At 36.5% G+C, this 23,576-nt stretch carries 27 protein-coding genes and 2 pseudogenes; 1 reads left to right on the top strand and 28 read right to left on the bottom strand.

The window, feature by feature from the left end; translation table 11 throughout:
- Positions 1-10: 10 nt before the first annotated feature.
- From GON26_RS11440 to GON26_RS11345, 20 genes and pseudogenes are all read right to left on the bottom strand, one after another.
- Entirely contained in the window at positions 11-1,393 is a 1,383-nt protein-coding gene (locus GON26_RS11440; protein WP_041516046.1) for a TolC family protein, read from the bottom strand.
- Between the two features lie 111 nt (positions 1,394-1,504).
- The gene (locus GON26_RS11435) at positions 1,505-1,924 is read right to left on the bottom strand and encodes a hypothetical protein (protein ID WP_041516045.1); all 420 of its coding nucleotides are present in this window, start codon (positions 1,922-1,924) and stop codon (positions 1,505-1,507) included.
- Between the two features lie 108 nt (positions 1,925-2,032).
- Complete coding sequence (locus GON26_RS11430; protein WP_041516143.1) at positions 2,033-3,508, bottom strand: MBL fold metallo-hydrolase; 1,476 nt, start codon at positions 3,506-3,508, stop codon at positions 2,033-2,035.
- Between the two features lie 70 nt (positions 3,509-3,578).
- Complete coding sequence (locus GON26_RS11425; protein ID WP_041516044.1) at positions 3,579-4,325, bottom strand: DUF2490 domain-containing protein; 747 nt, start codon at positions 4,323-4,325, stop codon at positions 3,579-3,581.
- A 9-nt stretch (positions 4,326-4,334) separates the two neighbouring features.
- Complete coding sequence (locus tag GON26_RS11420) at positions 4,335-4,832, bottom strand: DUF6691 family protein (RefSeq protein WP_103913865.1); 498 nt, start codon at positions 4,830-4,832, stop codon at positions 4,335-4,337.
- A 12-nt stretch (positions 4,833-4,844) separates the two neighbouring features.
- A complete protein-coding gene (locus GON26_RS11415) occupies positions 4,845-5,408 on the bottom strand; it encodes a YeeE/YedE family protein (RefSeq protein WP_160374919.1) in 564 nt (187 codons plus the stop codon).
- 181 nt (positions 5,409-5,589) lie between these two features.
- A complete protein-coding gene (locus GON26_RS11410) occupies positions 5,590-6,207 on the bottom strand; it encodes a class I SAM-dependent methyltransferase (protein WP_041516142.1) in 618 nt (205 codons plus the stop codon).
- Positions 6,208-6,247: 40 nt separating this feature from the next.
- The gene (locus GON26_RS11405; RefSeq protein ID WP_041516041.1) at positions 6,248-6,481 is read right to left on the bottom strand and encodes a hypothetical protein; all 234 of its coding nucleotides are present in this window, start codon (positions 6,479-6,481) and stop codon (positions 6,248-6,250) included.
- A gap of 2 nt (positions 6,482-6,483) precedes the next feature.
- A complete protein-coding gene (locus GON26_RS11400; protein ID WP_084607907.1) occupies positions 6,484-6,741 on the bottom strand; it encodes a heavy-metal-associated domain-containing protein in 258 nt (85 codons plus the stop codon).
- A complete protein-coding gene (locus tag GON26_RS11395) occupies positions 6,738-6,947 on the bottom strand; it encodes a YgaP family membrane protein (protein WP_084607906.1) in 210 nt (69 codons plus the stop codon). The genes GON26_RS11400 and GON26_RS11395 overlap by 4 nt, the downstream gene beginning before the upstream one ends.
- Before the next feature lie 4 nt (positions 6,948-6,951).
- Complete coding sequence (locus GON26_RS11390) at positions 6,952-7,581, bottom strand: methyltransferase (protein WP_041516040.1); 630 nt, start codon at positions 7,579-7,581, stop codon at positions 6,952-6,954.
- Positions 7,574-7,888, bottom strand: a complete 315-nt coding sequence (locus GON26_RS11385) for a rhodanese-like domain-containing protein (protein ID WP_041516039.1) — start codon at positions 7,886-7,888, stop codon at positions 7,574-7,576. The genes GON26_RS11390 and GON26_RS11385 overlap by 8 nt, the downstream gene beginning before the upstream one ends.
- A gap of 11 nt (positions 7,889-7,899) precedes the next feature.
- The gene (locus GON26_RS11380) at positions 7,900-9,318 is read right to left on the bottom strand and encodes an MBL fold metallo-hydrolase (protein ID WP_160374918.1); all 1,419 of its coding nucleotides are present in this window, start codon (positions 9,316-9,318) and stop codon (positions 7,900-7,902) included.
- 32 nt (positions 9,319-9,350) lie between these two features.
- Positions 9,351-10,007, bottom strand: coding sequence for a peroxiredoxin (locus GON26_RS11375; protein WP_202110864.1), 657 nt, complete (start codon positions 10,005-10,007; stop codon positions 9,351-9,353).
- Between the two features lie 131 nt (positions 10,008-10,138).
- Positions 10,139-11,175, bottom strand: a pseudogene (gene cydB / locus GON26_RS11370) (cytochrome d ubiquinol oxidase subunit II).
- Positions 11,176-11,194: 19 nt separating this feature from the next.
- The gene (locus GON26_RS11365; RefSeq protein WP_041516036.1) at positions 11,195-12,547 is read right to left on the bottom strand and encodes a cytochrome ubiquinol oxidase subunit I; all 1,353 of its coding nucleotides are present in this window, start codon (positions 12,545-12,547) and stop codon (positions 11,195-11,197) included.
- Between the two features lie 79 nt (positions 12,548-12,626).
- The gene (locus GON26_RS11360) at positions 12,627-13,901 is read right to left on the bottom strand and encodes an NAD(P)/FAD-dependent oxidoreductase (protein ID WP_160374917.1); all 1,275 of its coding nucleotides are present in this window, start codon (positions 13,899-13,901) and stop codon (positions 12,627-12,629) included.
- 12 nt (positions 13,902-13,913) lie between these two features.
- The gene (locus GON26_RS11355; protein ID WP_041516035.1) at positions 13,914-14,711 is read right to left on the bottom strand and encodes a sulfite exporter TauE/SafE family protein; all 798 of its coding nucleotides are present in this window, start codon (positions 14,709-14,711) and stop codon (positions 13,914-13,916) included.
- 60 nt (positions 14,712-14,771) lie between these two features.
- A complete protein-coding gene (locus GON26_RS11350) occupies positions 14,772-15,401 on the bottom strand; it encodes a Crp/Fnr family transcriptional regulator (protein ID WP_041516034.1) in 630 nt (209 codons plus the stop codon).
- Positions 15,402-15,533: 132 nt separating this feature from the next.
- Positions 15,534-15,866: pseudogene (locus GON26_RS11345) on the bottom strand (conjugal transfer protein TraG); the annotation flags it as partial.
- 10 nt (positions 15,867-15,876) lie between these two features.
- Between GON26_RS11345 and GON26_RS11340 the strand changes: the two are divergent.
- On the top strand, positions 15,877-16,917 hold the full coding sequence (locus GON26_RS11340) for an IS110 family RNA-guided transposase (RefSeq protein WP_160374916.1): 1,041 nt from the start codon (positions 15,877-15,879) through the stop codon (positions 16,915-16,917).
- A gap of 140 nt (positions 16,918-17,057) precedes the next feature.
- Here the strand turns inward: GON26_RS11340 and chrA are convergent, their stop codons facing one another.
- The 8 genes from chrA to GON26_RS11300 form a co-directional block, all read right to left on the bottom strand.
- Positions 17,058-18,188 carry a chromate efflux transporter gene (chrA, locus tag GON26_RS11335; protein ID WP_160374915.1) on the bottom strand — a complete coding sequence of 377 codons (1,131 nt, stop codon included), beginning with the start codon at positions 18,186-18,188 and terminating at the stop codon, positions 17,058-17,060.
- Complete coding sequence (locus tag GON26_RS11330; protein WP_160374914.1) at positions 18,178-18,609, bottom strand: DoxX family protein; 432 nt, start codon at positions 18,607-18,609, stop codon at positions 18,178-18,180. Before GON26_RS11330 ends, chrA begins: the two co-directional genes overlap by 11 nt.
- A gap of 1 nt (position 18,610) precedes the next feature.
- On the bottom strand, positions 18,611-19,189 hold the full coding sequence (locus GON26_RS11325) for a phosphatase PAP2 family protein (RefSeq protein ID WP_230407926.1): 579 nt from the start codon (positions 19,187-19,189) through the stop codon (positions 18,611-18,613).
- Positions 19,189-19,662, bottom strand: a complete 474-nt coding sequence (locus GON26_RS11320; RefSeq protein ID WP_160374913.1) for a hypothetical protein — start codon at positions 19,660-19,662, stop codon at positions 19,189-19,191. The genes GON26_RS11325 and GON26_RS11320 overlap by 1 nt, the downstream gene beginning before the upstream one ends.
- A gap of 83 nt (positions 19,663-19,745) precedes the next feature.
- Positions 19,746-20,546 carry a helix-turn-helix domain-containing protein gene (locus GON26_RS11315; RefSeq protein WP_160374912.1) on the bottom strand — a complete coding sequence of 267 codons (801 nt, stop codon included), beginning with the start codon at positions 20,544-20,546 and terminating at the stop codon, positions 19,746-19,748.
- 343 nt (positions 20,547-20,889) lie between these two features.
- On the bottom strand, positions 20,890-21,696 hold the full coding sequence (locus tag GON26_RS11310) for a PRTRC system ThiF family protein (RefSeq protein WP_113264898.1): 807 nt from the start codon (positions 21,694-21,696) through the stop codon (positions 20,890-20,892).
- Positions 21,696-22,415, bottom strand: coding sequence for a PRTRC system protein B (locus tag GON26_RS11305; protein ID WP_160374911.1), 720 nt, complete (start codon positions 22,413-22,415; stop codon positions 21,696-21,698). The genes GON26_RS11310 and GON26_RS11305 overlap by 1 nt, the downstream gene beginning before the upstream one ends.
- On the bottom strand, positions 22,412-23,575 hold the full coding sequence (locus GON26_RS11300) for a hypothetical protein (RefSeq protein ID WP_113264896.1): 1,164 nt from the start codon (positions 23,573-23,575) through the stop codon (positions 22,412-22,414). The genes GON26_RS11305 and GON26_RS11300 overlap by 4 nt, the downstream gene beginning before the upstream one ends.
- Position 23,576: the final 1 nt, after the last annotated feature.

Genomic DNA, 23,576 nt, shown 5'->3' with positions numbered 1-23,576 from the left:
ATACGATTATTTAAAGGTTGTTGAATAAAAAGTCGAAATCTGCAGTTAGCTCCGCTTCATAAGCTAGCAATCCCCAATATTCACGGGAAGCCTCGATATGTACATTCTCTGCCTGTTCAAGCAAAATGCGTATCTGTAAAAGTTCGCTTAGCGTAATTAAACCGCTTTTGTACCTTGCGAGGTACATATTGTACGCATCTTGCGACTGCTGTACGGCCAGCTTCGTTTTCTGAAGCTGTTGGTATTGCTGAACAATTTTTGCCTGCGAAGCAGATAAATCTGCTTGCATTGCCAGCTGGTACTGTGATTGAAGTAGCTTCGTACTTTCGGCTTCTTTAAACAGTTGTTCGCCTTTCATCCGGTTAGTATGCAGATTAGTCAAATTCCAGGTAATGCCGACACCTGCCAAAAAATTATTGGTGGTATTGCTGAACCCGTCTTTCCATGCTCCCGATACGTTTCCGTTAGGGCTGATGCCAGTGCCCCGATAAGCATAACCACCCAGCAAGTTGATCGAAGGCAGAGAAGCTCTTTTTTGTGCCTCACCACTTAAAGTATAATACTCCGACTGCTTGTCTAGCGCATCTAATATGGGGTGCGAAGGATTAATGGTATTTAATTTATTTAAACCATTTTCTGTGGGATTACCGAAACGGTCGATTGATGCTGTGAAATCTATGGTATCATTGGCATACAACTCCAATAGTTTAATATAAGAAGCATTTTTAAAGCCATACCATTTGTCATGCTCGCCCATTGCCTGCACATACGATGATGAAGCAAGCAAGCTGTCTGCCGCAGGTCTTAGGCCTGATGCTGACAATCCCGAAGTTATTTTCCGGATGTCGTCAAGACGTTCGGCATTCTTTTGGGTCCATTGCAGCTTAGCATTATTGTAAAGAAGAATGATGTACCTTTCAGATAATGTCTTTTTTAGGTTGAGCAGGTAAGCATCTTTATCGCTGACCGATTTGTTATATAAAGCACCCGCAGCCTCGTTCTGCTTACGGAGCTTTCCGAAAGAGAACATTTCAAAATTCACAATAGCGGAGCCAAAGGTATTGGCTGCGGTAGAACTACCATCTAATGGTACTGGGCCATTTACGTTAAAAAAACCAGGCTGTGGGAAAAAACCACCTGCACTACCTTCGTAAGTTCCATAAGTATTTTGTGCCTGTGCGTTAATTTGGGGAAGCATATTGCCCTTAACTGCCCGTTGGTTGAATTTTGCGGCATCAATCTCCGATGTTTTTGCACTAATACCCGGATAATTTTCTTCAACTTTAGGCCACAAACTGCCTAAGGTGTGTTCCTTGTGTTGCTGCGCATATAGCGGAAAAGCAACAACAACGGCTAGCCACAACAAAGTGACCGCCATAATATGTTTTATCATATTGATGTACGATTTTAAAAGCCGTCATGACGACTTCAGTTTATTTTTTAAAAAGGGAAAAAATAGAAATACATCCTAAATGAGACATTGCGTTCAAATTAGGAAAAGAAACTAAAGGGAGAAATGAATGAGAAGTTTTCGGTATTCTAAAAAGATAGAGATAGAATTACGAATTTTTCCACTACCACCATAAAGTGGGTGTTTAGTTTCTTTTCTTTCTTGGCGGATACCAAAAAAGAAAATAGTAGTAACTGCAAGAAGAATTACTGGTAATAAATCGTGAGGACTATACGATGATTTATGATCAATTTGGCTATCGACAAAATCAATCTGTGAACATTTTTCAAATGTATTTACAGATAAATTATGGTTGCCTTTAGGTATACCTTGTTCAGTTTTTGGAGGGAAACCAGCAAGTGTTTTAATACTAGCCTTAACTGAGCAAGATGAAAGAAACATCACAAGAAATGCAGCGAATACAAAAAGGTATCGCTGAAAACTTTTTAGACTATGTGATATTTTATTATCCATCAATATGCTAAAATACTTTAATTAAACTAACAATCCAAACGAAAGCCTGTGTTTTAATATTTTTTAACATCCACTACTATTTTAATTTGACGCTTTAGATAGTTTAAATTACCTGGTTAATTCATTCTTTTGTTCTGTCCACTCGTTAATACCACCTAAATAAATACTTAGGTTTTTAATTCCGTTTCTTCTCAATATAGAGTATGCCATTGCAGCTCGCACTCCGCTTTGGCAATGAACAATGACAGGCTTATCTTTACTGATTTTTTGAATATTTTTTTCTAATGAAGTAAGAACAATATTTTCTACACCTTTGATATGTCCGTTGTCGTATTCGCTTTCGGTTCGCACATCTATGATTTGAACATCTTTCTTGTTCAAGTGCTTTTTCAGTTCCTCAATGTTAACGAGATCGGATTTTTCCAGTGCCACATTCATCTTATTTAAGCTGATCACAAACCCGTAGATGTTGTCCATCCCGATACGCATCATCTTACGTGTCAGATCCTCCATGTGGTTTTCATCAGTTATCAATACAATTTGATGTTGATAATCTATCAAAGAACCTACCCAAGTGGAAAATGATTTTCCGTTTTCTATATGCAGGCTTCCCGGAATGTGAGCTTTGGCAATCTCGTTTTTATTGCGGGTATCAATAATCAGTAATTTGTTATCTATTGCTTTTTGAAAAGAGGTCGGGTTAAGTGTTGGATGAATAGGAACCTGTATCAGCAACGGTCGATCTACTTTATTCAAGTGCTTCATCATAGCAAAATATTTTGGTGGTGTTGGCTGCCCGTTCAAGATGTAGTGCACAAACCCCTTTTCATCATTTTTAAATTGGAATGCTTTGCTGTTCTGCTTTTCTTCCCTTAGTGTAGAATGAGGAATGGTACTTAGGCTCTTACCGCAGAATGATCCAGCCCCGTGTCCAGCCCATATCTCCAAATCATCAGGCAATTTTGAAAACTTCTGTATGGAAGCATAAAGCTGTTTTGCGCCAAGCTCCTGTGAGCCTTCTTGCCCAGCTGCTTTTTCCAGTAGGTCAGGACGACCAACATCGCCCACGAAAATAAAATCTCCCGTAATGGCTCTTTGTGGTGTTACAGGAACTTTCGTATCTCTTACCAAAAAAGTGATGCTTTCAGGTGTATGTCCGGGTGTGTGCATTACGCTAATTTCTACCTGTCCAATGAAGATTATACTGCCTTCCTTCAATCCCGTATGTGGAAATTGATATTGCCAATCTGTTCCTCCCTCATCAGATAGTAACAACTCTGCACCTGTGGCAGCAGCCAATTCACGGGAGCCACTTAAAAAATCTGCATGGATGTGCGTTTCAGTTGCTTTAATTATTTTGAGATTGTTAATTTTGGCAATTTCCAAATAGGTATCTATGTCGCGTTTGGGGTCAATAACAATAGCTTCTTTGGTATTCAGATCACCGATGACAAAACTTGCCTGTGCAAGTGTTTCATCATATACCCGCTCAAAAAAATAGCTTTGGGCTTGTAATTTATTTCCGTGAAAGAACAAGATTATAAATACAACCATAATAGTCGTAAACTTTCCTTTGATTAGCATAATCAACATTATTTAGAAATTCTTAACTCGCAAAGTTAGGCTATCTGTTTTCATTACACTGTAACTTTTGTTACATTGGTGGAATTGATGTTTTGTTATTCTTCTTTTTTAGTTGATAGGTAAAATTGAGATAGAGATTATTTTCATGCAGTTTTGTTGTACTATTCAAAGGTAAGCGAGTAATGTGCATATAACCAATGTCAAATTTTACATTTGGTACAAGTTTGTATTCGATATTCAGCCCTAAACGATCGTGATCAAAGAAATGATGGTATGTTGTGCCAGAAAGATTAAAAAGCAATTCGTCAAAAACACCAATCTTTAGTCTTCCAGTAAAGTCGTAGCGAAAGCCAAAACGGTTTCGAAGCCGGATGATGTCTGCTTGATTGTTGTCAAATATTCGATATTCGGCAGCTGACCTATCTACTATATAAAATTTTTTCAGTATCTCGTGTTGTAATTCAACTGCCGCCGAAAAACGAATTTCACTGCTTGGTATAGTAGTTTCGTCTAAATGTTTTTGAATAATCTTGTAGTTCTTAAAATAAGCTAAGGGAGATAAGGAAAATTTCACATCTTGACTGTGTTGATAATGTAACCAATTCCTGAAAGCAAACATCAAGTTTTCACCTAACATATTCTCGTTTTCAAAGCCGTTTTGTCTCCTGTGCTGAAGCTCGTTATCTATTTTAAATTTTTCGCCGACTGGAATGCTCAAGGTACCTCGAAACCAAGCGTTGTAATGATCTTGTGCCTGTAAAGTTTGAGCAATAGATATCCATATCGCTGTTACCAGCAATCTTTTAAACCAATACATAAACGTTAATTAATGAGGTAGCTTATCTCTAAAATAACCATACACCCATGTGCCAACAATCGCAAAGAATAAAGTTATAATCATCACAGTCACTCCAGTTCCAATTTGTGCGAAAATAGGTCCAGGACACGCACCTGTAATAGCCCAGCCTAAACCAAAAATAAGTCCACCAATGATCTGACCTTTATTAAATTTCTTATCATGAAACTCTATTTTTTCGCCATAAATGGTTTTTATATTAAGTTTTTTAATCATAAATACCGAAATTGCACCAACTATAACAGCACTACCAATAACACCGTACATATGAAAAGATTGAAAACGAAACATTTCTTGTATGCGGTACCAACTGATTATTTCGGCTTTTATAAATACTATTCCGAATAATAAACCTACTATTAAGTATTTGATATTGTGGTACCATTTGTGCTCTAAATGGCTTTCATTTATGCATACTGTGTCTAATGAGCGGGTTTCGAAATCTTTGTTTTTATCTATATTTTTCATTTGTATTATAATTTAAAGAGAGAGAATTATTGGAAGTATAATGTTTGCCATAATTAATCCGCCAATAAAAAAGCAGCAAGTAGCAATTAGCGATGGCAATTGCAGATTTGATAATCCAGAAATTGCATGTCCACTTGTGCAGCCACCTGCATAACGAGAACCAAAACCTATCATAAAACCACCGACAACCATCATTAAAAATCCTTTTATTGTAAAGAGATTTTCCCAAGAAAAAATTTCTTGTGGCAACATTCCGTTGATATTTTTTATACCGTAGCTTGCTAATTCAGTTCTCAAATTCTCATTAATGATTATAGGGTTTGGATTGGCTAAAAAACTAAAAGCGATTACACCTCCAATTAGTATTCCAACTACAAAAAATATATTCCAAATTTCTTTTTTCCAATCATATTTAAAAAAAGAAATATTAGCTGGCAAACAAGCTGCACAAGCATGACGTAAATTGGCACTAATGCCAAAATTTTTATTTCCTAAAATTAATAATGCTGGTACTGTAAGCCCCACTAACGGACCGGCTATGTACCAAGGCCAGGGTTGTTTCAAAAATTCTAACATTTATTTTTATATATTTTCGTTAATTAATCTTTCCAATTTGTTTAAGGGGACTATGCCCGACTGACGCCAAAGCTGTTTACCATTTTTAAATAATAATAAGTGGGTACACTTCGTACTTTATGTGTTGTTGCTGCTTGAGGTTAATTGTCAACATCAATATTAATAATGCTTGCATCATCTCCTACATATTTCTTTTGAAGCTGCAGAATAAAAAATCTTGAGTTGTATCGAAAGGTGTCGTATGGCTTTCTGAAATGCAAAGGATTTTGTCGAAGCCATTTTCAAGTGTTTTGGTTAAACTTTGTTCAGAATATTGTTCGATTTCAAGACCACTGCATTTTGTTGGTCCGCTTTCGGAAAAAGTTCCAATCATCATGAAGCCAGTTACAGACATCCTTGCTATGTGCAAATATTTTTCAATTTGTTCTGTTGTTGTTAGGAAGTGAAATGCTGCTCTATCATGCCAAATATCATATTGTGTATTGGGTTGAAATTCTGTAATATCACTAACTATCCAATTTACTTTTTTAGCTTTGTCTCCTAAGCGATTTTTAGCTTTTTCAAGTGCTTTTGCTGATATATCAAGAACACTAATGTTCTCATACCCCTGATTAAGTAAATGGTCAACTAATTTGCTGTCGCCACCTCCTATATCAATAATTTTTGCCTGTTTCTCCAATCTGAACGAAGAAATAAAATCAAGAGATGTTTTAGGCATTTCCTGTGTCCAGCTTACCTGGTTAGGGTTTTTAGTTTCGTAAACGTTTTCCCAATGCTGTTTTTTGTTATTTGTATCCATAATCACTAAATCTTTAATTTCCAACATTAAATTTGTTTAACTAACATACTTCTTCATAGGCTGTATTCTCCAATTTTTTGTTGTTTTTTGATATAGATGTATTGCAAGCCGAAACACCATAACATCCTATATTAAGTATAGGCATTAAAGAAAATAATCCACCCATTACCACAAACCACCATTCTTTTGACTGAATACCCTGTGCTATCACGAAAATGCCTAATGCCAATCGCAATACACGCATAAAATTCCAAGTTCTTAGATAGTTTTTCATAATCAATTTATTTTTCCAATAGCACAGCTCACATACGATTTTGCTTTTTTTAATAGGTCATTATTTCCTTTTTCGGGATAACCCATTTTTGAAAGAGCATTTATAAGAAATATTTTTTCAACCGTAGCATCAATAGTTACGGTTTCGGTGTCTTTGTCAATACTTACATTTTCAACACCATTTATTTTCATTAAAGCGGTTTTTATGCTGTTCATACAGCCACCACATTTAATGTTTTCTACTGCTATATTGTGTATCATCTTATTTTCTTTCTAAAAGTGCTAATGCCAAATGGCAAATACAAGGGGCAAAAACTAATGAATGATGTAAGCACAAATACTACTGCTAATATGCCTAATATGATTGCCAATGTTCCTGAAATGACATTTGTAAAGTACAAAACACCTATAACTACAGCAACTAGTATTCTGATTACTTTATCGACTGTTCCCATGTTCTTTTTCATTTCTCTATTTTTTTATGAGGTTAATAAACACTTCCGAGTTGGCTCTTGAAGGAATGCTGTTATAACATTCATCCATTGTTTTGATGAAATAATGCGGTTCAAAAACAGGTTTGTATTCGCAAGGGCAACCTCCAAAAGGTGGAAACGGTTGGTTAAATTGTTTGTCGAATAGCACACCTATTATTTTACCGTTTCCGTTGAGTATTGAAGCTGTTTTTTTTGAATATTCAATTCTTCTAGCAGGTGGAATGGCACAAAAAAATGTTTGCTCAATGATCAAATCGTAACTACCCTGATGATTGAAAAAGTCTTCGCACAAAACGTTTATCTGTGTTTTGTCAGCAAACTTTTCTTTTAACGCTTCAACTGCTTTTGGTGCAATATCTATTAGTGTAATGTTCGTAAATCCATTCGCTATCAAAAATTCTGCTTCATAGGCATTGCCACAACCCGGAATAAGAATAGCTGCATTTTTATCATGGTATTGTGTCATATACTCCGTAATAGCGGGCGAAGCCTGTCCCATATCCCATCCTGTTTCATTTTTCTGCCACCGTTCATTCCAATAGTTTTGGTCAAGTGGGTTTTCGCATTGTGTTACGCAACAGGCTATATTATTTTCTTCTTTACTCATTTATCAACTGATTTACATTTTCCCAAGTGCCACCGTTTATAACATTCTGAAAACCGCTCTGCTCCAAAATACTTTTTGCCTGTCCGCTTCTATTTCCACTTCTGCAAAAAACAACGATATTTTTCTTGCCCTTGAATTTTGGTAATTCCATTGGTACTTTATCCAATGGAATATTTACCGCTCCTTTTGCACTGCCTGCCGAAAACTCGTCAGGTGTGCGAACATCTACTAAAAACGCACCGTCTTTTATAGCTTCTGATAATTGACTGTTATCTGTTTTGCCAAATATTGCTGAAAAAAGTCCCATAGTTTTAAATTTTAAGCTTTTGTACAAGATGTTTCATTACATCCAATTGTTTTACCATTTTCTGCTAACCACTCTTTCATTCCTCCAGAAAAGTTTTTCACGTTTTTAAAGCCGTTTTTGGCAAGGATCGAATAGGCAATGGCTGATCGGTCGCCTGCCTGACAATGTATAACCACCTGTTTGTCTTTGCTGATTTTACCCAAGTTGTCCATTAATGTTCCAACAAAAACGTTTTCTGCACCTTCAACGTGTCCTGCTTCATATTCCGATGCACCACGAACATCTACTATCTGCACATTATCCTTTCCTATCTGGGTTTTAAATTCTTCCAAAGAAATGACATCTGAAGTATGGAGCTCAATTCCTGTAGCATTTACATCCGAAATGTATCCGAAAATGTTGTCCAAGCCGATACGCATCAATTTACGGGTCAAATCTTCCATCTGACTGTCTTCGGCTACCAAAATAAACTGCTCTTGGTAATTCAATAACCAACCGCACCAAGTAGCGAAAGAATTATTACCCTGAATGTTTAGCGAATTAGGAATAAAACCTTTGGCAAATTCTACTTTATTGCGGGTATCTATTACCTTCATGCCTTTTTCATAGGCAGAAATAAACTGCTCTTTGGTTAGCTCTGGATGTTTCGGAACATCTATAAGTAACGGACGATCAACTTTGTTTAAGTGCTTCATCATCGCAAAGTATTTCGGTGGTTCAGGCTGGTCGGCTAAAAGGTAGTCGATGAACCCTTTTTCATTTTCGCTGTATTGAAGCGCCCAGTTTCTAATTTTCTCATAGCCAACTGTAGAACTTGCTACGGCTCCTAAAGCCTTGCCACAAGCAGAACCTGCGCCATGTCCCGACCATACCTGCACATATTCTGGAAGTGCCGCAAACTTTTTCAAGGACTGGAACATTTGTTTGGCTCCATCTTCTTTTGTACCAGCAAGTCCAGCAGCTTTTTCGAGTAAGTCAGGACGGCCTATATCACCCACAAAAACAAAATCACCTGTTAGTACTATAACGGGCTTATCTGTCGCCGGATGATCAGTTAATAGAAAGCTTATACTTTCTGGCGTATGGCCTGGTGTATGTATTACTTCTAATGTGAGGTTGCCCACTCTGATAATATCCCCTTCTTTTAGCCCTTTGTGAGGGAACTGGTACTGCCAATCTTCGCCTCCTTCGTCTGAAAGGTACATTGTTGCGTTTGTTACTGCTGCAAGTTCCCTTGAACCACAAAGAAAGTCTGCATGAATGTGAGTTTCAGCTATGTGTGTAATACGGAGGTTGTTTTGTTTTGCGATGTCGCTGTATATATCAATATCACGTTGTGCATCGATTACTATGGCTTCCCCAGTTTTTTGACAGCCAATAACATAACTGCCTTGTGCTAAACTCTTATCATAAACGTGTTGAAAAAACATATTCTTTAGTTTTTAATTAATTTTAAATGAAATTACCCAATTGATTTTTTAGCCAGATACCAATCTACCTGCTCTAATTCCTTATCGGCTTTTCTTGCCGCCAAAGCTTCTATTGTTTTTGGAGCACCCACAATTACTTTGTCTCCAGGCTGCCAATTAAGTGGCATTGCTACTTTATGTTCATCCGAAGTTTGTAGAGCAAGCAATGAGCGTTTAATTTCGTCCATATTTCTTCCCACGTTTAGTGGATAATACATTATCAAACGTACTTTCCCTTCGGGATCCATTATAAAAACGGCACGAACAGCTGCTGTTTCACTTTCACCTGGTTGTAACATTCCATAAAGTTTTGAGACTTCCATCGAAATATCTGCAATTATTGGAAAATCAAATAAAATTCCTGTTTTTTCATGAACTGCATTTACCCAGGCAATATGAGAATGAATACTGTCAATACTTAAACCAATTAATTTGGTATTGTGTTCCGCAAAGAAATCTTTTTCAAGTGCAAAACCACTCATTTCTGTTGTACATACAGGTGTAAAATCAGCAGGATGTGAAAAAAATACTACCCAACTTCCTTTATTATATTCAGAAAATTTTAAAATTCCAGTTGTTGTCACTACGTCAAAGTCTGGAGCTATATCGCCTATTCTTGGCATTGTATTTTTAATTTCTTGTGTTTCCATTTTTCTATTTGTTTATAATTTATAATGCTAAATTACCATGTTGTTTTTTCCTGTACAGCTACTTTGGTTACACAAGGATGTTTTTTTACCTAATTAGGCAATTTCGTTTTTTTTTTAATCTAGCTCGGCTACTAGTAGCTTGTATCGTCTAGCTTTACTTTGCCCTTAAAGGTCTTATACAAAAAGATAAAGTACCCCGCTAGTAAAGGAGTTCCAATAACAACAATGGTCAGCATAATACCTAAAGATTTTTGTGATGATGCTGCGTTATATATGGTTACGCTATATTTTGGGTCAATCGTAGAAATCAATAAGGTTGGGTATAATTGTAAAGCAACAAGACCGAGTAATAAAGCCATTGTTAATGATGAAAAAATCAGGGTTTGCATATAGCTTTTTTTAGAAGCGAGGCGAGGCACATTTGCAACTGCCAAGAAGGAAAGTATTGGAGTAATAAAATAGAAAGGGTTATTCCTGAAAGTTGTTGTAACCTCTGGGATGAATATTAGGGTATAGAGTGTTGTAATGCCAAAGGTTATTATAAAAAATATTATTCCTTTTTTCAATAGAAAAGTCAGTCTAGAGTGTAATCTTCCTTCGGTCTTTATCAAAAGGTAAATTGCCCCTTGTGTCATAAATAATGATAGCGTTGTAAGACCTACCATTATTGCATATGGATTTAAAAAAGAGAAGAACATACCGCCTTTATAGCTATGATTTTCTCCCAGCGGGAAACCTTGTAAAATATTACCAAGAACAATCCCTAATAAAAAGGCAATCATAATACTGGAAACACTATACACAATATCCCAAGTTTTTCGCCACCATAGCATATCTTCTGTACTTCTGAATTTGATTGCAGCTGCCCTAAGAATATTAAACATTAGGAAAAGCATAAACGGAACGTACATTGCCGACAACATAGTAGCATACATTACTGGAAAACAAGCAAATAATGCACCACCGCCAATAACCAACCATACTTGATTGGCATCCCAAACTGGAGCAATGGCATTAATTGCCACTCGACGGCTTAAATCCTTCTGAAAAACAAATGCCAAGCTCCAGCACCAAAATCAAATCCCTCAAGTATGGCATAGCCGGAAAATAAAAGACCAATAACTAAATACCACAAGGTTGGATAGTCTATTCCTAAAAAATATTCCATAACTATTGATTTTAATTCTTTAGAAAGATTGAAAATTAACCAGTGTGCTGCTTTCTTCGTAAGGCCCGTGTTTTATTTTTTTATTGACCATATAGATAAATAGTACAAATAATAGTGCATAAATGATTGTAAACATAATTAATGAAAATACGATTTGATTAGCTGAAACCTCTTGCGAAAAAGCATCGCTGGTGCGCAAATGACCATAAACAACCCAAGGTTGTCTTCCCATTTCGGCGGCATACCAACCTACTTGATTGGCAATTTGAGGTAGTATTACCGAAAATGAAAATATCCATAATAGCCACCTGGTTTCAAATAATTTTCCACGCCACCATAAGAAACTAGCATATAATGTCAATCCTATTAGCAACATTCCGATAGCAATCATGATGTGATAAAATTGAAAAACGGCATTGATTTGGCTTGGTCTATCTTTAACGGGAAAACTATTTAAACCAGTTATAGGAGCCTTAAAATCTTGGTGTACCAAAAAAGATAATCCTCCAGGGATTTTCAAACCTGTCACTTCTTGTTTTTCTTTATCTACCCAACCAAAAAGATATAAATCGGCAGGAGCTGACTTTTTAAAATGACCTTCCATAGCGGCTAATTTTGCTGGTTGATTTACAGCAACTCCATCAGCAGAGCTGTGCCCAGAAATTAATTGTGATAATGAAAAAATGGTCGCTACAACTAAAGCAATTTTAAAAGCTTTTTTAGAAATTTCTACATAACGTCCTTTGATTAAATAGTAAGCATGAACGCTTAAAACCAAAAATGCACCAGCTAAAAATGATCCTTGCCAAGTATGCACTAATCTGTCCATGCTTGATGGATTGAATACCATTGCCCAAAAATCGGTCACTTCAGCTCTTGTGTTTAATCCCTCTCCAACAATATGATAGCCCGCTGGAGTTTGCTGCCAAGAATTTGCAACCACAATCCAAACTGCTGAAAACATTGAACCGAGAAACACGCCTATTGTTGAGACTAAATGTACCCAAGGTTTTACTCGATGCCAGCCAAAAAGGAGTACACCTAGAAAAGCACTTTCTAAACCAAAAGCAAATAAACCTTCAGCAGCTAAAGCACTTCCAAAAATATCGCCTACATATCGCGAATAGACAGCCCAATTGGTACCAAATTCAAATTCCATGATGATACCAGTTGCTACTCCGATACCAAAAGTCAGTGCAAATATTTTAATCCAAAAACGTGTTAAAATTTCGTATTCTTTTTTACCAGTTTTGAGGTATAAACTTTCCATAATGACCATTATCAATCCAATGCCAATACTTAGTGGTGGATAGATGTAATGGAAAGCAATAGTAAATGCAAACTGAATTCGAGCCAGAATTTCTACATCCATAGCGTTGTGTTTTTAAACATTGATAAGTGATATTTGGTATGGGCGTAATAAATAAATTCAGGCGATACAACCTAGGTAGCTAAGCTGTGCCTTTTAAAATTTTGTTCCAATATAGCCAAGGCAATACTTTTGTTTTCAGTATCCACATTGTCCAACGTGGTTTTGCTTGATTGAATGGAAATGTCATTTTTGGTTTGTTGTTATAATCAAACTCTGCCAGCATTAATTTTCCGTATTGCGTCGGTATCGGGCAAGCACTGTAGCCATCATATTGAGCGGTTACAGGTTGTTTATCCATTACTTCTAATAAGTTCGTAACTACAACTGGTGCTTGTTTTCGTATTGCCGCTCCGGTTTTACTACAGGGTGCATTGGTGCAATCTCCCAAAGCAAAAACATTGGGAAATCTTGAATGCTGCATTGTGTTTTTATTGACCTCTACATAACCATAGGGATTTGAAGCATCTGCTAAGGGGCTTTTTTTAATAAAGTCTGGGGCAGATTGGGGAGGTACTGCATGGCATAAATCAAATGAAAGAGTAACTTTATTTGCTAAATCAGTTTGTGATGCTTCGTTAATACTATAACAAGCAGCTGTCGTTTCTGATAATGACTGCTTTATTGAACTTGGAGTGCTTTTGGTTTCGAACTCGATTGTTTTATTATTTGCATCAATTCCTATTGTATTAGCACTATAATGTACTTTTATATTACCTTTTTTTAATACTTCTTCTAATGTTGCTTTATATTCAGGCACACCAAATATAACTGTTGCCCCAGAAATATAATGTATGTCACATTTGTCTAAAACACCTTTCTTACGCCAATAATCTACAGCCAGATACATGATTTTATGTGGGGCACCACCACATTTAATAGGCGTGGATGGGTTAGTAAAGACTGCTATACCGCCTTTAAAATTTTTAATCATTTCCCAAGTATATGGTGCTGAATTAAAATTATAATTACTGCTTACATTGTTTTTACCTAAGGTTTCTTTTAATCCTTTTATTTTATTCCAATCTAATTGGATACCCGGACAAACAATTAAATAATCGTATGAAATTTCTTTTCCAGAACTGCAAATTACTTTGTTTGAAGTAGGATTAAATTCAGCAACTGCTTCTTTTATCCATGTCGCATTTTTTGGAATAAAATCCTTTTCATTACGGATAGTCTTTTTAATATCAAAAATTCCTGCACCAACTAATGTCCACGCAGGTTGATAATAATGATTTTCTGAAGGCTCAATAATGCCAATACTTAACCCATTTCTTTTACGAAGTAATTGTGATGCAACAGATAATCCTGCATTTCCACCGCCAACGATAACTATTTGATAATGCTTTTCCATATTATTATGATTTTAGTTTAATAAAGTTTCTTTGATGATGATGTAAATACCCATAAGCAGTACAAACCAACCGAAAGCAGGCTTTAGTTTTTTACCATCTATTTTTTTAGATAGATAGCTTCCGATAAGCACTCCGGTAATGGCGAGAGCCAAAATTTTAAAAAGAAATATCCAGTCTATTGTATAATGTGTAACGGAAATGGCAAAGCCAAAAAGGGAATTAAGAGCTATGATTACTAGCGAAGTACCGATTGCTTTTTTAAATTCTAAACGCAATAAATTGACTAGGGCAGGAATGATTAAAAAGCCTCCACCAGCGCCGATTAATCCGGTAACAAAGCCCACAAATATTCCCTGAATAACGATTAATAATGTACTTACGGTGGGCGTGTCGGTAGGTAAACAATCTTCTCCTTTACATTTTTTTATCATGCTGTATGAAGCGAAAATCATCAATACAGCAAAAAGCAACATCAAAAGAATGTTTTTGGTAACGGTAAAAGCTGCAATACTGAAAACTTCTTCAGGAATAGCGGGAACGATGTAAGCCCTAGTTAGAAAAACGGCTACAATTGATGGAATACCAAATATAATAGCTGTTTTGATGCTTACCAATCCTTTTTTGAAATAAGAAAAAGAGCCGACGACGCTTGTGGAGCCAACTATAAAAAGAGAATAAGCTGTAGCTAATAATGCATCAAGACCAAATAGATAAACGAGAACTGGAACAGTAAGGATGCTGCCTCCGCCGCCTATTAACCCTAAAGAGATACCTATAAAAATTGATGCTATATACCCTGTTATGTCCATAGATTTTTAAATTGTTACAACAAATTTGCATCAATTCAAAAACCTGCACAGCTACTTTTGTTACATAAGGGTTATTTTATTTCTACCTAGCCTAACCTTACCTATTTCTTCTAACTGTTTGAGTAACCTTGACACCACTACACGGGCAGTCCCAAGTTCATTAGCTAATTGTTCGTGGGTGATGTGCAGAATATTATTTTCAGTAAGTTCACGCTTTTTAATCAACAAATTCAATAAACGTTCATCTATTTTCTTAAAAGTGATGGCATTAACAATTTCCAATAATTCTTCAAAACGTTTATGGTATAAACGAAAAATATAATCTAGCCATTGCGGATATTCCTTAATGAATAAGGATACTTTATCCATGGGCAAAAAAAGTATTTCCGCATCTTCTTCCACTTCAGCTTTTACCTTACTTGTTTCATTGTGCATACCGCCTAAGAAAGACATGATACAGCTTTCACCAGCTTTGATATAGTAAAGCAAAATTTCTCTACCATCTTCTTCTGTCCGTATTACTTTCAGCGTACCTTTGGTTACAATTGGAATAGAACGGATGGAAGCATTTTCATCTAGTATAACACTTCCTGCTTCATATTCTTTTCTTATGCTATATTCATAAAGTTTGCCTATCAATTCAGGAGAGGTCTTAAATTCTGTTATTTGTTCTAATGGTTCCGTTTGCATTTTTTTAAGACTTACTAATTAATAATATTTGTTGTTGCGGTGTTGATTTATTCCGTAATAGAAAAATGTAACCTACAAACTTACATTATCTTCCTTTAATACTTTGTGACTTTTGTTACAAAGTTAATAGTTTCATCCCTTTTGTATCAAATGCTGCAAGTCGGGATCATTTTTAATTCGTTCCATTTCATTTTCAACAATACTAAGAATATCTGATTTTATTTGACGGTAATTGCTTTCAATTTCTTGTTTCATTTTGTCCTCTCCTTGGTCATTGACAAAGGAGAGGATTTCTGGTATCTTCTGATAGACTTTAGTTTCTGCGGCTACCTTTTCATTATCCACTACAATTTCAGCGTGGAAAATCTTTTGTTCGATACGCTCATCAAAATTATCCGAAACGGAACCCACAAACATACCCTGTGTAAGTGTTGAAATTTTGGAAGCCGGAATAAGGCTGCCTAAACCAATTAATATGAAGATATTATTAAAACAAACAGTCGGAATTGATGTTGCACAAAAGGAATTAGTTGTGTCACTTGGTCGGATGGACGAGCAGATCAGTATTGAAGTTTATGCTTACAAAGTATTTCCCAATACTAAAAAAGGGTTTTCGAGTCTTGTATTGTGGGTTAATAACCAAACATTAACCACTACGGAAGTACGTTATGTAATGGAAGCAACAGGGGTTTACCATGAATCTTTAGCCTATTATCTATGCAGTGTTCAAAAACAAGTCAGCATCGTTTTACCAAACAAGATTAGTAATTATGTGAGAACACTTGATATAAGAACGATTACTGACAAGAGTGCTTCACAAGCAATTGCTAGATTTGGCTTGGAAAGGCAATTGGAAGTTTGGCAGCCTCCTCTAAAAATATTCAATGATTTGAGGCAGCTTTGTCGGGAACGTGAGCAGTTGGTACAGGAACGTACCATGTTAAAAAATCAGTTGCATGCTGAACGTACCTCTGCAACATCAAGTGAAAAGTCAGTTAAAAGAACAAACAAAAGAATAGCCTTGATTGATACGCAGGAAAAGGAGATACGGGAAGAAATTGCTAAACTCATCAAAGGAGATGAGGTATTAGCAGAAAAGATGAAAATAATATCTTCTATACCTGGAGTTGGAAATTTGACTGCCGTGACCATTATCGCTGAAACCAACGGTTTCGAACTCATAAAGAATAAAAGGCAACTGGTTAGTTATGCTGGATTAGATGTAAGAGAAAAGACATCTGGTACCTCCGTAAAATCCAAACCCCGTATATCCAAGCGGGGTAATCGGAATTTAAGGAAAGTCATGCACTTTCCAGCACTGGCTGCGATTAGAACCGATGAAAGGTTCAGAGATATCTTTTTAAGATTGGTTTCAAGGCATGGCATTAAAATGAAAGCTATCGTTGCCATCCAAAGAAAAATATTAGAATTGACTTTTATCCTCTGGAAAAACAATTCTTATTATAACTCGGAATATGCATATCAAATTTTGCCGTCCGCAGCAATAGCTATGTAATGGAGAGTTGAGTTACTTATAGTTAAGTTATCTATCCACATAAATTCTTTAAGAGGGTATTAGTTTATTTGCTATTACCAATAGATACTATTGCCTTTTTATACCTATGAAAGCAAGGTATTCAATACATCGTTATAAGATTAAAATTGATATAAGAGATAGCCAAGCAGTGCTCCGCCCAAGACAATGAATGCACTGTTGATTATTTTGAATTTAAAAACGATAATTGCACTAATCAGTGCTATGCTGATTGTCTTCCAATCGGTTATGGTTTCTTTACCCATTGTAAAACAAACAGCAATAATAATGGCAACAGATGCTATATTTACAGCATCCAGGGAAGCTGACAACCCCTTAGAATTTCTCATTTTTTTCATCAGAGGGTTAAGCAATGCTACCAATACAAACGATGGAAGAAAAATAGCAATCGTTGAGATAACAGCCCCTGATAATCCATTGATTTGATAACCTATAAATGTAACTGATGAAAAAACAGGACCTGGTGTAAATTGGCCAACTGCAATAGCATCCATCAATTGCTGTCGGGTAAGTAAGCCGTTTGCTACCAATTCCGTATCTAAAAATGCGAATAACACATAACCGCTTCCGTAGAGAATAGCACCAATTTTTAAAAACATCCAAAATAATCTGGTGTTTGTTTCTGAAAGTAATTGATTGTTTGCAATTTGAAAAAAAAGGACGGGAACAAAACTTTGCAACGTAATATTTTTTTGATCTTGAATATAAAACAAACCCAATGCAAACAGTCCTGCACCAAACATTAAATACATTTCCCCGATTCCGAATAAAGACAAGACCAATACAGCGATACCTATAAATGCTAATAAAATTGACTTAATCGATTTTTTGGCTAATGGAAAAATTGCCCCGATAATGATGGCTATAATGGCTGGTTTGATACCGTAAATAAACGGCTGTATTTCGGGCAACTGTCCGTATTGTTTGTACAGCCATGCAAAAATACCAGTAATGAAAACCGCTGGAAAAATAAAGCACATACCTGCAACCAGCAGTCCTTTCCAGCCCCCTTTGTCGTAGCCAATGTGTATCGCCATTTCAGTACTATTGGGACCGGGAATAAGATTGGTAGCTCCCAATAAATCTAAGAAATGCTGTTCGCTCATCCATTTTCTTTTGGCAACAACTTCCTGCTGCATCATTGCAATATGTGCTGCAGGGCCTCCAAAACCTATGAGTCCCAGTTTGAGAAAGAGTTGGGCAATTTCTTTTATACGAATATCACGCCCCATTCCTCATTAAGATTTTATCAAGAGACCAATTACCTCCTCCTTTAACTAAGAGAAATATACTTCCTAGAAGCATTGCCCAATCAGTACGGCTTCCATGAAGAAGCTCCCAGAAGCCCTCATTTGCCAATACTTCAGCTTTGGTAGTTGCGAAAGCGACAAGCATTATTATGATTAACGGAATACTGGCTAAACGAGTCAGCAGACCCACTAAAAGTAAAACTCCACATAGGATTTCGAAAAAACCAACAAAACTTCCCAAAAAATCAGGTGATGGAAAACCGATTTTTTCAAAGCGGCCAGCACCACGAATGGCTGGAAATAAAAATTTTTGAACTCCTTCGGAAAAGAAAACGGCACCAACAATTAAGCGGACTATAATTGTGGTTTTTGAGTTGTCGGTATTAATGATTCTTTTGAGCATATTAAGCGAATTTTTTTATTATAATTGGATTATACAAATTGTAAATTCGGGCCACAAGCAAAGCAATAGGAATACTCAGAACGGCAGGAACAACAATATCAGCTGGATAATGCACTCCAAGATAAACCCTGCTTAGACTGACAAATACTGCCCAAGGGATAAGAACAAAAGGCAGCCATTTCAATTTGTCCCTAGCTACCAGCGTCAGGTAGAATGCCAACGAAAACACATTGGCTGCATGGGATGATATGAAACCAAACTTTCCACCTCTGTAATTATTAACAATGTGAAGCTTATTTATTAAATCAGGGTTGTGGCTCGGTCGTAATCTTTCAAATATTGGTTTGAATATTCCTGAAGCTACCTGATCACTTATAGTAATTAGTAAAACTATCAGCAATATCATAAAAATCGCATCTTTTCGATATTTCCATATCAACAGTAATAACAGAAATCCATAAAAAGGGAGCCATGTGTATTTTTCACTGGCAAACCACATTACATTATCCCAAAACTTACTATGGTTGCCATTTAGCCAAAGCAGGATATCTATATCTAATTGTTTTATAGACTCTATCATTATCTTCTTATTGGTGATTGTCTTTCTGTTGGAGTTTTTACAGTAAAAAATGGAACTCTTTCCATTGCGTGACAACTTACGCAGCTATTGGTAAGCACTTTAAAATTCTTGTTGAACACAGCGGTGTCTCTTTTTGCAAGAGCTTTTCCCATTTCTGGAAGAGTTACATCCAGAAAATGTTTTGCCGATTTCGTACGTTTAGGTCTTCGCTCCAATCCGTTTTCGATTGCTTTTTGTATTTTCTCTAATTGATAATCCGCATATTCCCAATTTTCATCCTGTCCCGCCCAAAACAATTCCTGGTAGCGATAGCCAGTTTCTACCATTGTGTTATCAAAGCCTCTAAACTGATTTTCTATGATTTCCAGTTTCTCCTGTTCGGTACCTTTTATCCATTTGCCTTGTACTGTTTCTGTTTTTTGGTTACAGGCAGCAAAGAGCGTTAACGATAGCAGAATTAAAAAATACCTCATGATATCCTATTTTTAGTTTGTCTTACAAACTTCATACAATGAATTGTATAATGACGGTATATTTGAAAATAATATGGTAGCTCTTAAAGACTGCGAAATACCTGCGGTGTAGAACCTGTATGGCGCTTGAAATATTTTATAAAGTGAGAAGTGTCATTAAAGTTTAAAGTATACGCCACTTCTGAAACAGTATTATCGGTATACAGTAATAATCTTTTTGACTCACTAATCATGTATTCTGCTATAACATCTGCCGCTGGCTGATTGAGCTCTTTTCTACAGATAGCATTTAAATTTTGGGGCGTCGTGTTCAATTGCCCGGCATAGTGAGCAACATTATTTTTTAAATCATCTGTCTGATTGAGGAGCTCCCTAAATAATAAGATAGTATTGTTGGTTTTATGCTTATTGACTGGAAAAGATGCAGGAATACTGATGATTTTTGCCAGTAATGCCTTTAATACTCCTTCTATCACACTGAAATCTTTCTCATCAATAAGTAACTGAAATAATTTAGATATGGCATTATTATGCTCCAGACGAAGGCAGCTCAATGCACTTACCTGAGACAAAATTCTTTTCAGCTCACTATCCAGCGATTTATCAACAAATCCTTTTTTTAGAAGCAATACATAACCTTCAGGTACTGAATCAATATCCCAATGATGTACCTGTTCTTTTCGGACAAAAAATACTGTTGGTGGTATTATAGGGAATTCTGTATAATCAATAGTATGTGTACCACTTCCCTGTGACAGATATATAATTTCAAAATAGCTGTTGTGCTTATGTGGTATGGTCTTGCGAATTTCCTTTCTGAAAGGTGAAACTTTTATAAGCTCTGCAGATTCAATTTTACTTTTTATGGTTACGGATTTTTTCAAATTATTTTTATTACTAAATTACTCAATATAATTATCTGTAGTTAGCTTTTTTTAATACTATTATTAAAGTTTAAACTTCTGCAAGTTATTTATAAAAAGATTTGGATAATAACACAGAATCTTTTCTTTGGTCGCTGTGTGAAAAGAAAAGAACTCAGTGCTAAATACAACAAATGGGATACTAAATATCCCAAGCAGAAACTCGCAACCTGTTTGGTAAAATGTAAGGAAAGGGAATTGTGTAGTGGTGCATTTTGACAAGGGGGTTGCACCTATTCTAAATGCAAAAATGCGTTTCCGACCAAAGTGAGGAATTGCATTTTTGCCCGCCCGATTTTTCGGGTCAGGCGACTTTTATCGGGTGGGTACGGAAATCTTTCAGATTATGAAAAAATCCCTTGTATTCGGTCATTCCTCTGCGGAATAAGTTCCACAATAAGGAACAACCCATTTGTGTCAATGAGGAATTGATAAACAAGTCCTGGTATTCCAATGCTTCGGCAAGGGAGCAACTTGGCGTGTTGTCTTCTTGTTCGGATTGCTTCAGCAATTCGCCAAATTCATCGGTAACAAATGGCAGGCTTGCCACCGTTTGGTATTTCTCGGAATTGGGTTGCTTTATCTCTCCGATAGTAGATAGTAGCACTTGTCCTGTATGCTGGCTGTTGCCAAAGTCTAACCAATATTTCGGCTCATCTTGATAGTGTCTGCGGTAACTTAGTTCTTTCAGAATTTCAGCAACGCCAAACCTCGCCTGTACATTATCCACACAAGTAATGGTAATGATTGCCCTTGCTTTTTCGGGCATTCTCCCAAACTTGTCCTTTTCAAATTTTATCGTTTCGGCTTTCCAATTTGTACCCGCCCAACGGTTGCAACGATTGATCAAGGCAACGGATTTGTATAATCCTGTTTCACTTTCTGCAAAACGCTGTCTGCCTAAATTAGCACTCGTGATAACATCATCATCCCAAAGGCGGACTTGCAACCCTGCGTGTCCTAATGCTATCAAACTTTCGTTTATTTCCATTAAAGCGGTCAATACTTTTGAGCCTGTGCCACCTGCTCCGATAAGGTTTACCGAAATCGGGTTTGTCGGATTGAGCAGATAATTGTCCGTAAAATGGATTGCTGTTTTTGCTGTATTCATCACAATAGATTTTTAAGGGTTTTGTTGTTCTTTTTTAATACTTCTTTAGGAAAGGGTTTGTCTGTGTTGATAAGGTCTTTCCAAAGGTTTACAATGTTTTTTTTCGTCAAGTTTTCGCATAATGAATGGCTGAAATAGGAATTGAAAAAATAATGTTCCCAAGCCTGTATAAATTCCTCAACCGAAGCCGAATTTTTAATGTCAATACTAACAGTACCCATACATACGTTGCCTTTTTCGTAGATATTGAAAAATGGGACGTAATGCAATGGCGTTTTCTCGGTAGGTCTTCTGTCGCTTGCCAAAGCAAATACCGTAAGACTGCTTTTGCTCGCTAACCAAAGCATTGGCGGTACTTGTGCCTTTCCGTTGGGTATGCCCAAACTATCCACAAAATATATCTGCCTTTGCTGTGTTTTGGTGTACCATAGCACCGTACCTTTTTCGCTCGAATTAATATGCAGAATGTTGGTAGGCAAAATTCCCTTTGGCTTTAAAAAGGCTGTGTTTTTTTCTTCATCCGTCTGTAAAGCCTTTGCCAAAATGTTAGCTTCTTTTACTGTCAGTGGGTGGGCATTTATAGGCGTTCCATTGCTATCCATATCAAAATGCTCCACGTACATATCGGTATCTGTTCCTTTGGCTTCGTAGAAAACCAAAGCAGATTTTGGGTGGTACAATGTTCCGAAATGGTCTGTTATATCTGTTGTTGTGTTCATTTTTCTATCGTTTTGTATTCGTATAATAATCCACTCAAATCATTTAATAAATCAAACAAACGGTTCTCAAAATCGAGGTTGGCTGTTGGTATTTCGCTTCCGTCAAATTGCTTGGAAATAGTTGGCTCTTCCATTGCTCCGTACTCGTTAAATTCATTGTTGATTGTATCTGAAAGACTTTCGTATAACCAGCCTTTAGTATCTGCAATAAATGAAATGTACTTTTCCATTCCGATTATTTCATTCTCGTCATTATCATAAGGGTCTTTTTCGGGCAATGTTGCGTTTCTGAAAATATTTTCGCTTGGATATTCAGTATAAAGGGCAAACGCATTGCGAGCAATTTTCCAACATTCGCTATCGAACGTATCAACACTTTTAAATCGGTTCAAACGCTTTTCAAATACCTTTAGATTGATGAGGTTGAATAACTTCTGTTCCACCTTATCGCCAATGTATTCGGCATTTCTCAACTCACGTTTGTTGGTTTCGGTTTCTGCCGTTTCCTCGTCCTGTTCAACCCAATCGTTCATCATTTCGTAAAGCCAATACAAATAACTTTCTTCTTGTCTGTAATAGGGAATTTGGGCAATGTGGTACAGATAACTGCATACTGATAGTAAAAGCTGTGCGGTCTTTTTACGCTTCTGGTCTTTGAGTATTTGAAAGAGTGGCACAACTGGAATGTAATACAAGGTTGTACCTGTGTTGTACCGTTCCTCACTTGTAAAGTAGGTTTTCTTGCTATCCTGTATCAATTTAAAACCTTCCCAATTGATATTGGTACGTTTTACTTTGGTTTCCATATCCCACATAGACAATACTATATTGTATGGAAACTCAAAATCTTGGGTCTGCATTGGCTCAATGCTGTGATGCTCGGCAAGTTTGGAAAGGGACTTGTGAAAATCCCTCTCCGTTTTCTGACAAGCCTGTACGGATTTTGCTGTTTTCAGTTTTGGCAGAAACGTACACTTTAAAATACCATTGGTAGCATTGCTATCGGTACGGACTTCTGCTTGTCTTTCTGCACTTGGTTTGCATCCTTTGGTCTTTGCATCCAATTGGCAAACTCGCCCAACTGTCGGTGCAATTGCCGTTGTCGTTTCTGTTCGGGTATGCTGATAGTTCCCGATATGATGTTGCGTTGCATAATTCATC

Origin of the sequence: Flavobacterium hydrocarbonoxydans, from assembly GCF_009789235.1 — a bacterium.
GTDB classification, from domain to species: Bacteria; Bacteroidota; Bacteroidia; order Flavobacteriales; family Flavobacteriaceae; genus Flavobacterium; species Flavobacterium hydrocarbonoxydans.
The sequence above is the reverse complement of the archived record's forward strand: the minus strand, read 5'-3'. Positions and strand labels throughout refer to the sequence as shown.

Bases quoted from the DNA above. Each gene is read 5' to 3' on its own strand.
- GON26_RS11350 (WP_041516034.1), bottom strand. From the start codon at position 15,401: ATGCAAACGGAACCATTAGAACAAATAACAGAATTTAAGACCTCTCCT.
- GON26_RS11390 (WP_041516040.1), bottom strand. From the start codon at position 7,581: ATGAGTAAAGAAGAAAATAATATAGCCTGTTGCGTAACACAATGCGAA.
- GON26_RS11365 (WP_041516036.1), bottom strand. From the start codon at position 12,547: ATGGATGTAGAAATTCTGGCTCGAATTCAGTTTGCATTTACTATTGCT.
- GON26_RS11440 (WP_041516046.1), bottom strand. From the start codon at position 1,393: ATGATAAAACATATTATGGCGGTCACTTTGTTGTGGCTAGCCGTTGTT.
- GON26_RS11430 (WP_041516143.1), bottom strand. From the start codon at position 3,508: ATGCTAATCAAAGGAAAGTTTACGACTATTATGGTTGTATTTATAATC.
- GON26_RS11400 (WP_084607907.1), bottom strand. From the start codon at position 6,741: ATGATACACAATATAGCAGTAGAAAACATTAAATGTGGTGGCTGTATG.
- GON26_RS11355 (WP_041516035.1), bottom strand. From the start codon at position 14,711: ATGGACATAACAGGGTATATAGCATCAATTTTTATAGGTATCTCTTTA.
- GON26_RS11420 (WP_103913865.1), bottom strand. From the start codon at position 4,832: ATGAAAAATATAGATAAAAACAAAGATTTCGAAACCCGCTCATTAGAC.
- GON26_RS11340 (WP_160374916.1), top strand. From the start codon at position 15,877: ATGAAGATATTATTAAAACAAACAGTCGGAATTGATGTTGCACAAAAG.
- GON26_RS11310 (WP_113264898.1), bottom strand. From the start codon at position 21,696: ATGAATACAGCAAAAACAGCAATCCATTTTACGGACAATTATCTGCTC.
- GON26_RS11300 (WP_113264896.1), bottom strand. From the start codon at position 23,575: ATGAATTATGCAACGCAACATCATATCGGGAACTATCAGCATACCCGA.
- GON26_RS11320 (WP_160374913.1), bottom strand. From the start codon at position 19,662: ATGAGGTATTTTTTAATTCTGCTATCGTTAACGCTCTTTGCTGCCTGT.
- GON26_RS11360 (WP_160374917.1), bottom strand. From the start codon at position 13,901: ATGGAAAAGCATTATCAAATAGTTATCGTTGGCGGTGGAAATGCAGGA.
- GON26_RS11435 (WP_041516045.1), bottom strand. From the start codon at position 1,924: ATGGATAATAAAATATCACATAGTCTAAAAAGTTTTCAGCGATACCTT.
- GON26_RS11385 (WP_041516039.1), bottom strand. From the start codon at position 7,888: ATGGGACTTTTTTCAGCAATATTTGGCAAAACAGATAACAGTCAATTA.
- GON26_RS11425 (WP_041516044.1), bottom strand. From the start codon at position 4,325: ATGTATTGGTTTAAAAGATTGCTGGTAACAGCGATATGGATATCTATT.
- GON26_RS11410 (WP_041516142.1), bottom strand. From the start codon at position 6,207: ATGGATACAAATAACAAAAAACAGCATTGGGAAAACGTTTACGAAACT.
- GON26_RS11305 (WP_160374911.1), bottom strand. From the start codon at position 22,415: ATGAACACAACAACAGATATAACAGACCATTTCGGAACATTGTACCAC.
- GON26_RS11415 (WP_160374919.1), bottom strand. From the start codon at position 5,408: ATGTTAGAATTTTTGAAACAACCCTGGCCTTGGTACATAGCCGGTCCG.
- GON26_RS11375 (WP_202110864.1), bottom strand. From the start codon at position 10,007: ATGGAAACACAAGAAATTAAAAATACAATGCCAAGAATAGGCGATATA.
- chrA (WP_160374915.1), bottom strand. From the start codon at position 18,188: ATGGGGCGTGATATTCGTATAAAAGAAATTGCCCAACTCTTTCTCAAA.
- GON26_RS11325 (WP_230407926.1), bottom strand. From the start codon at position 19,189: ATGATAGAGTCTATAAAACAATTAGATATAGATATCCTGCTTTGGCTA.
- GON26_RS11380 (WP_160374918.1), bottom strand. From the start codon at position 9,318: ATGTTTTTTCAACACGTTTATGATAAGAGTTTAGCACAAGGCAGTTAT.
- GON26_RS11395 (WP_084607906.1), bottom strand. From the start codon at position 6,947: ATGAAAAAGAACATGGGAACAGTCGATAAAGTAATCAGAATACTAGTT.
- GON26_RS11330 (WP_160374914.1), bottom strand. From the start codon at position 18,609: ATGCTCAAAAGAATCATTAATACCGACAACTCAAAAACCACAATTATA.
- GON26_RS11405 (WP_041516041.1), bottom strand. From the start codon at position 6,481: ATGAAAAACTATCTAAGAACTTGGAATTTTATGCGTGTATTGCGATTG.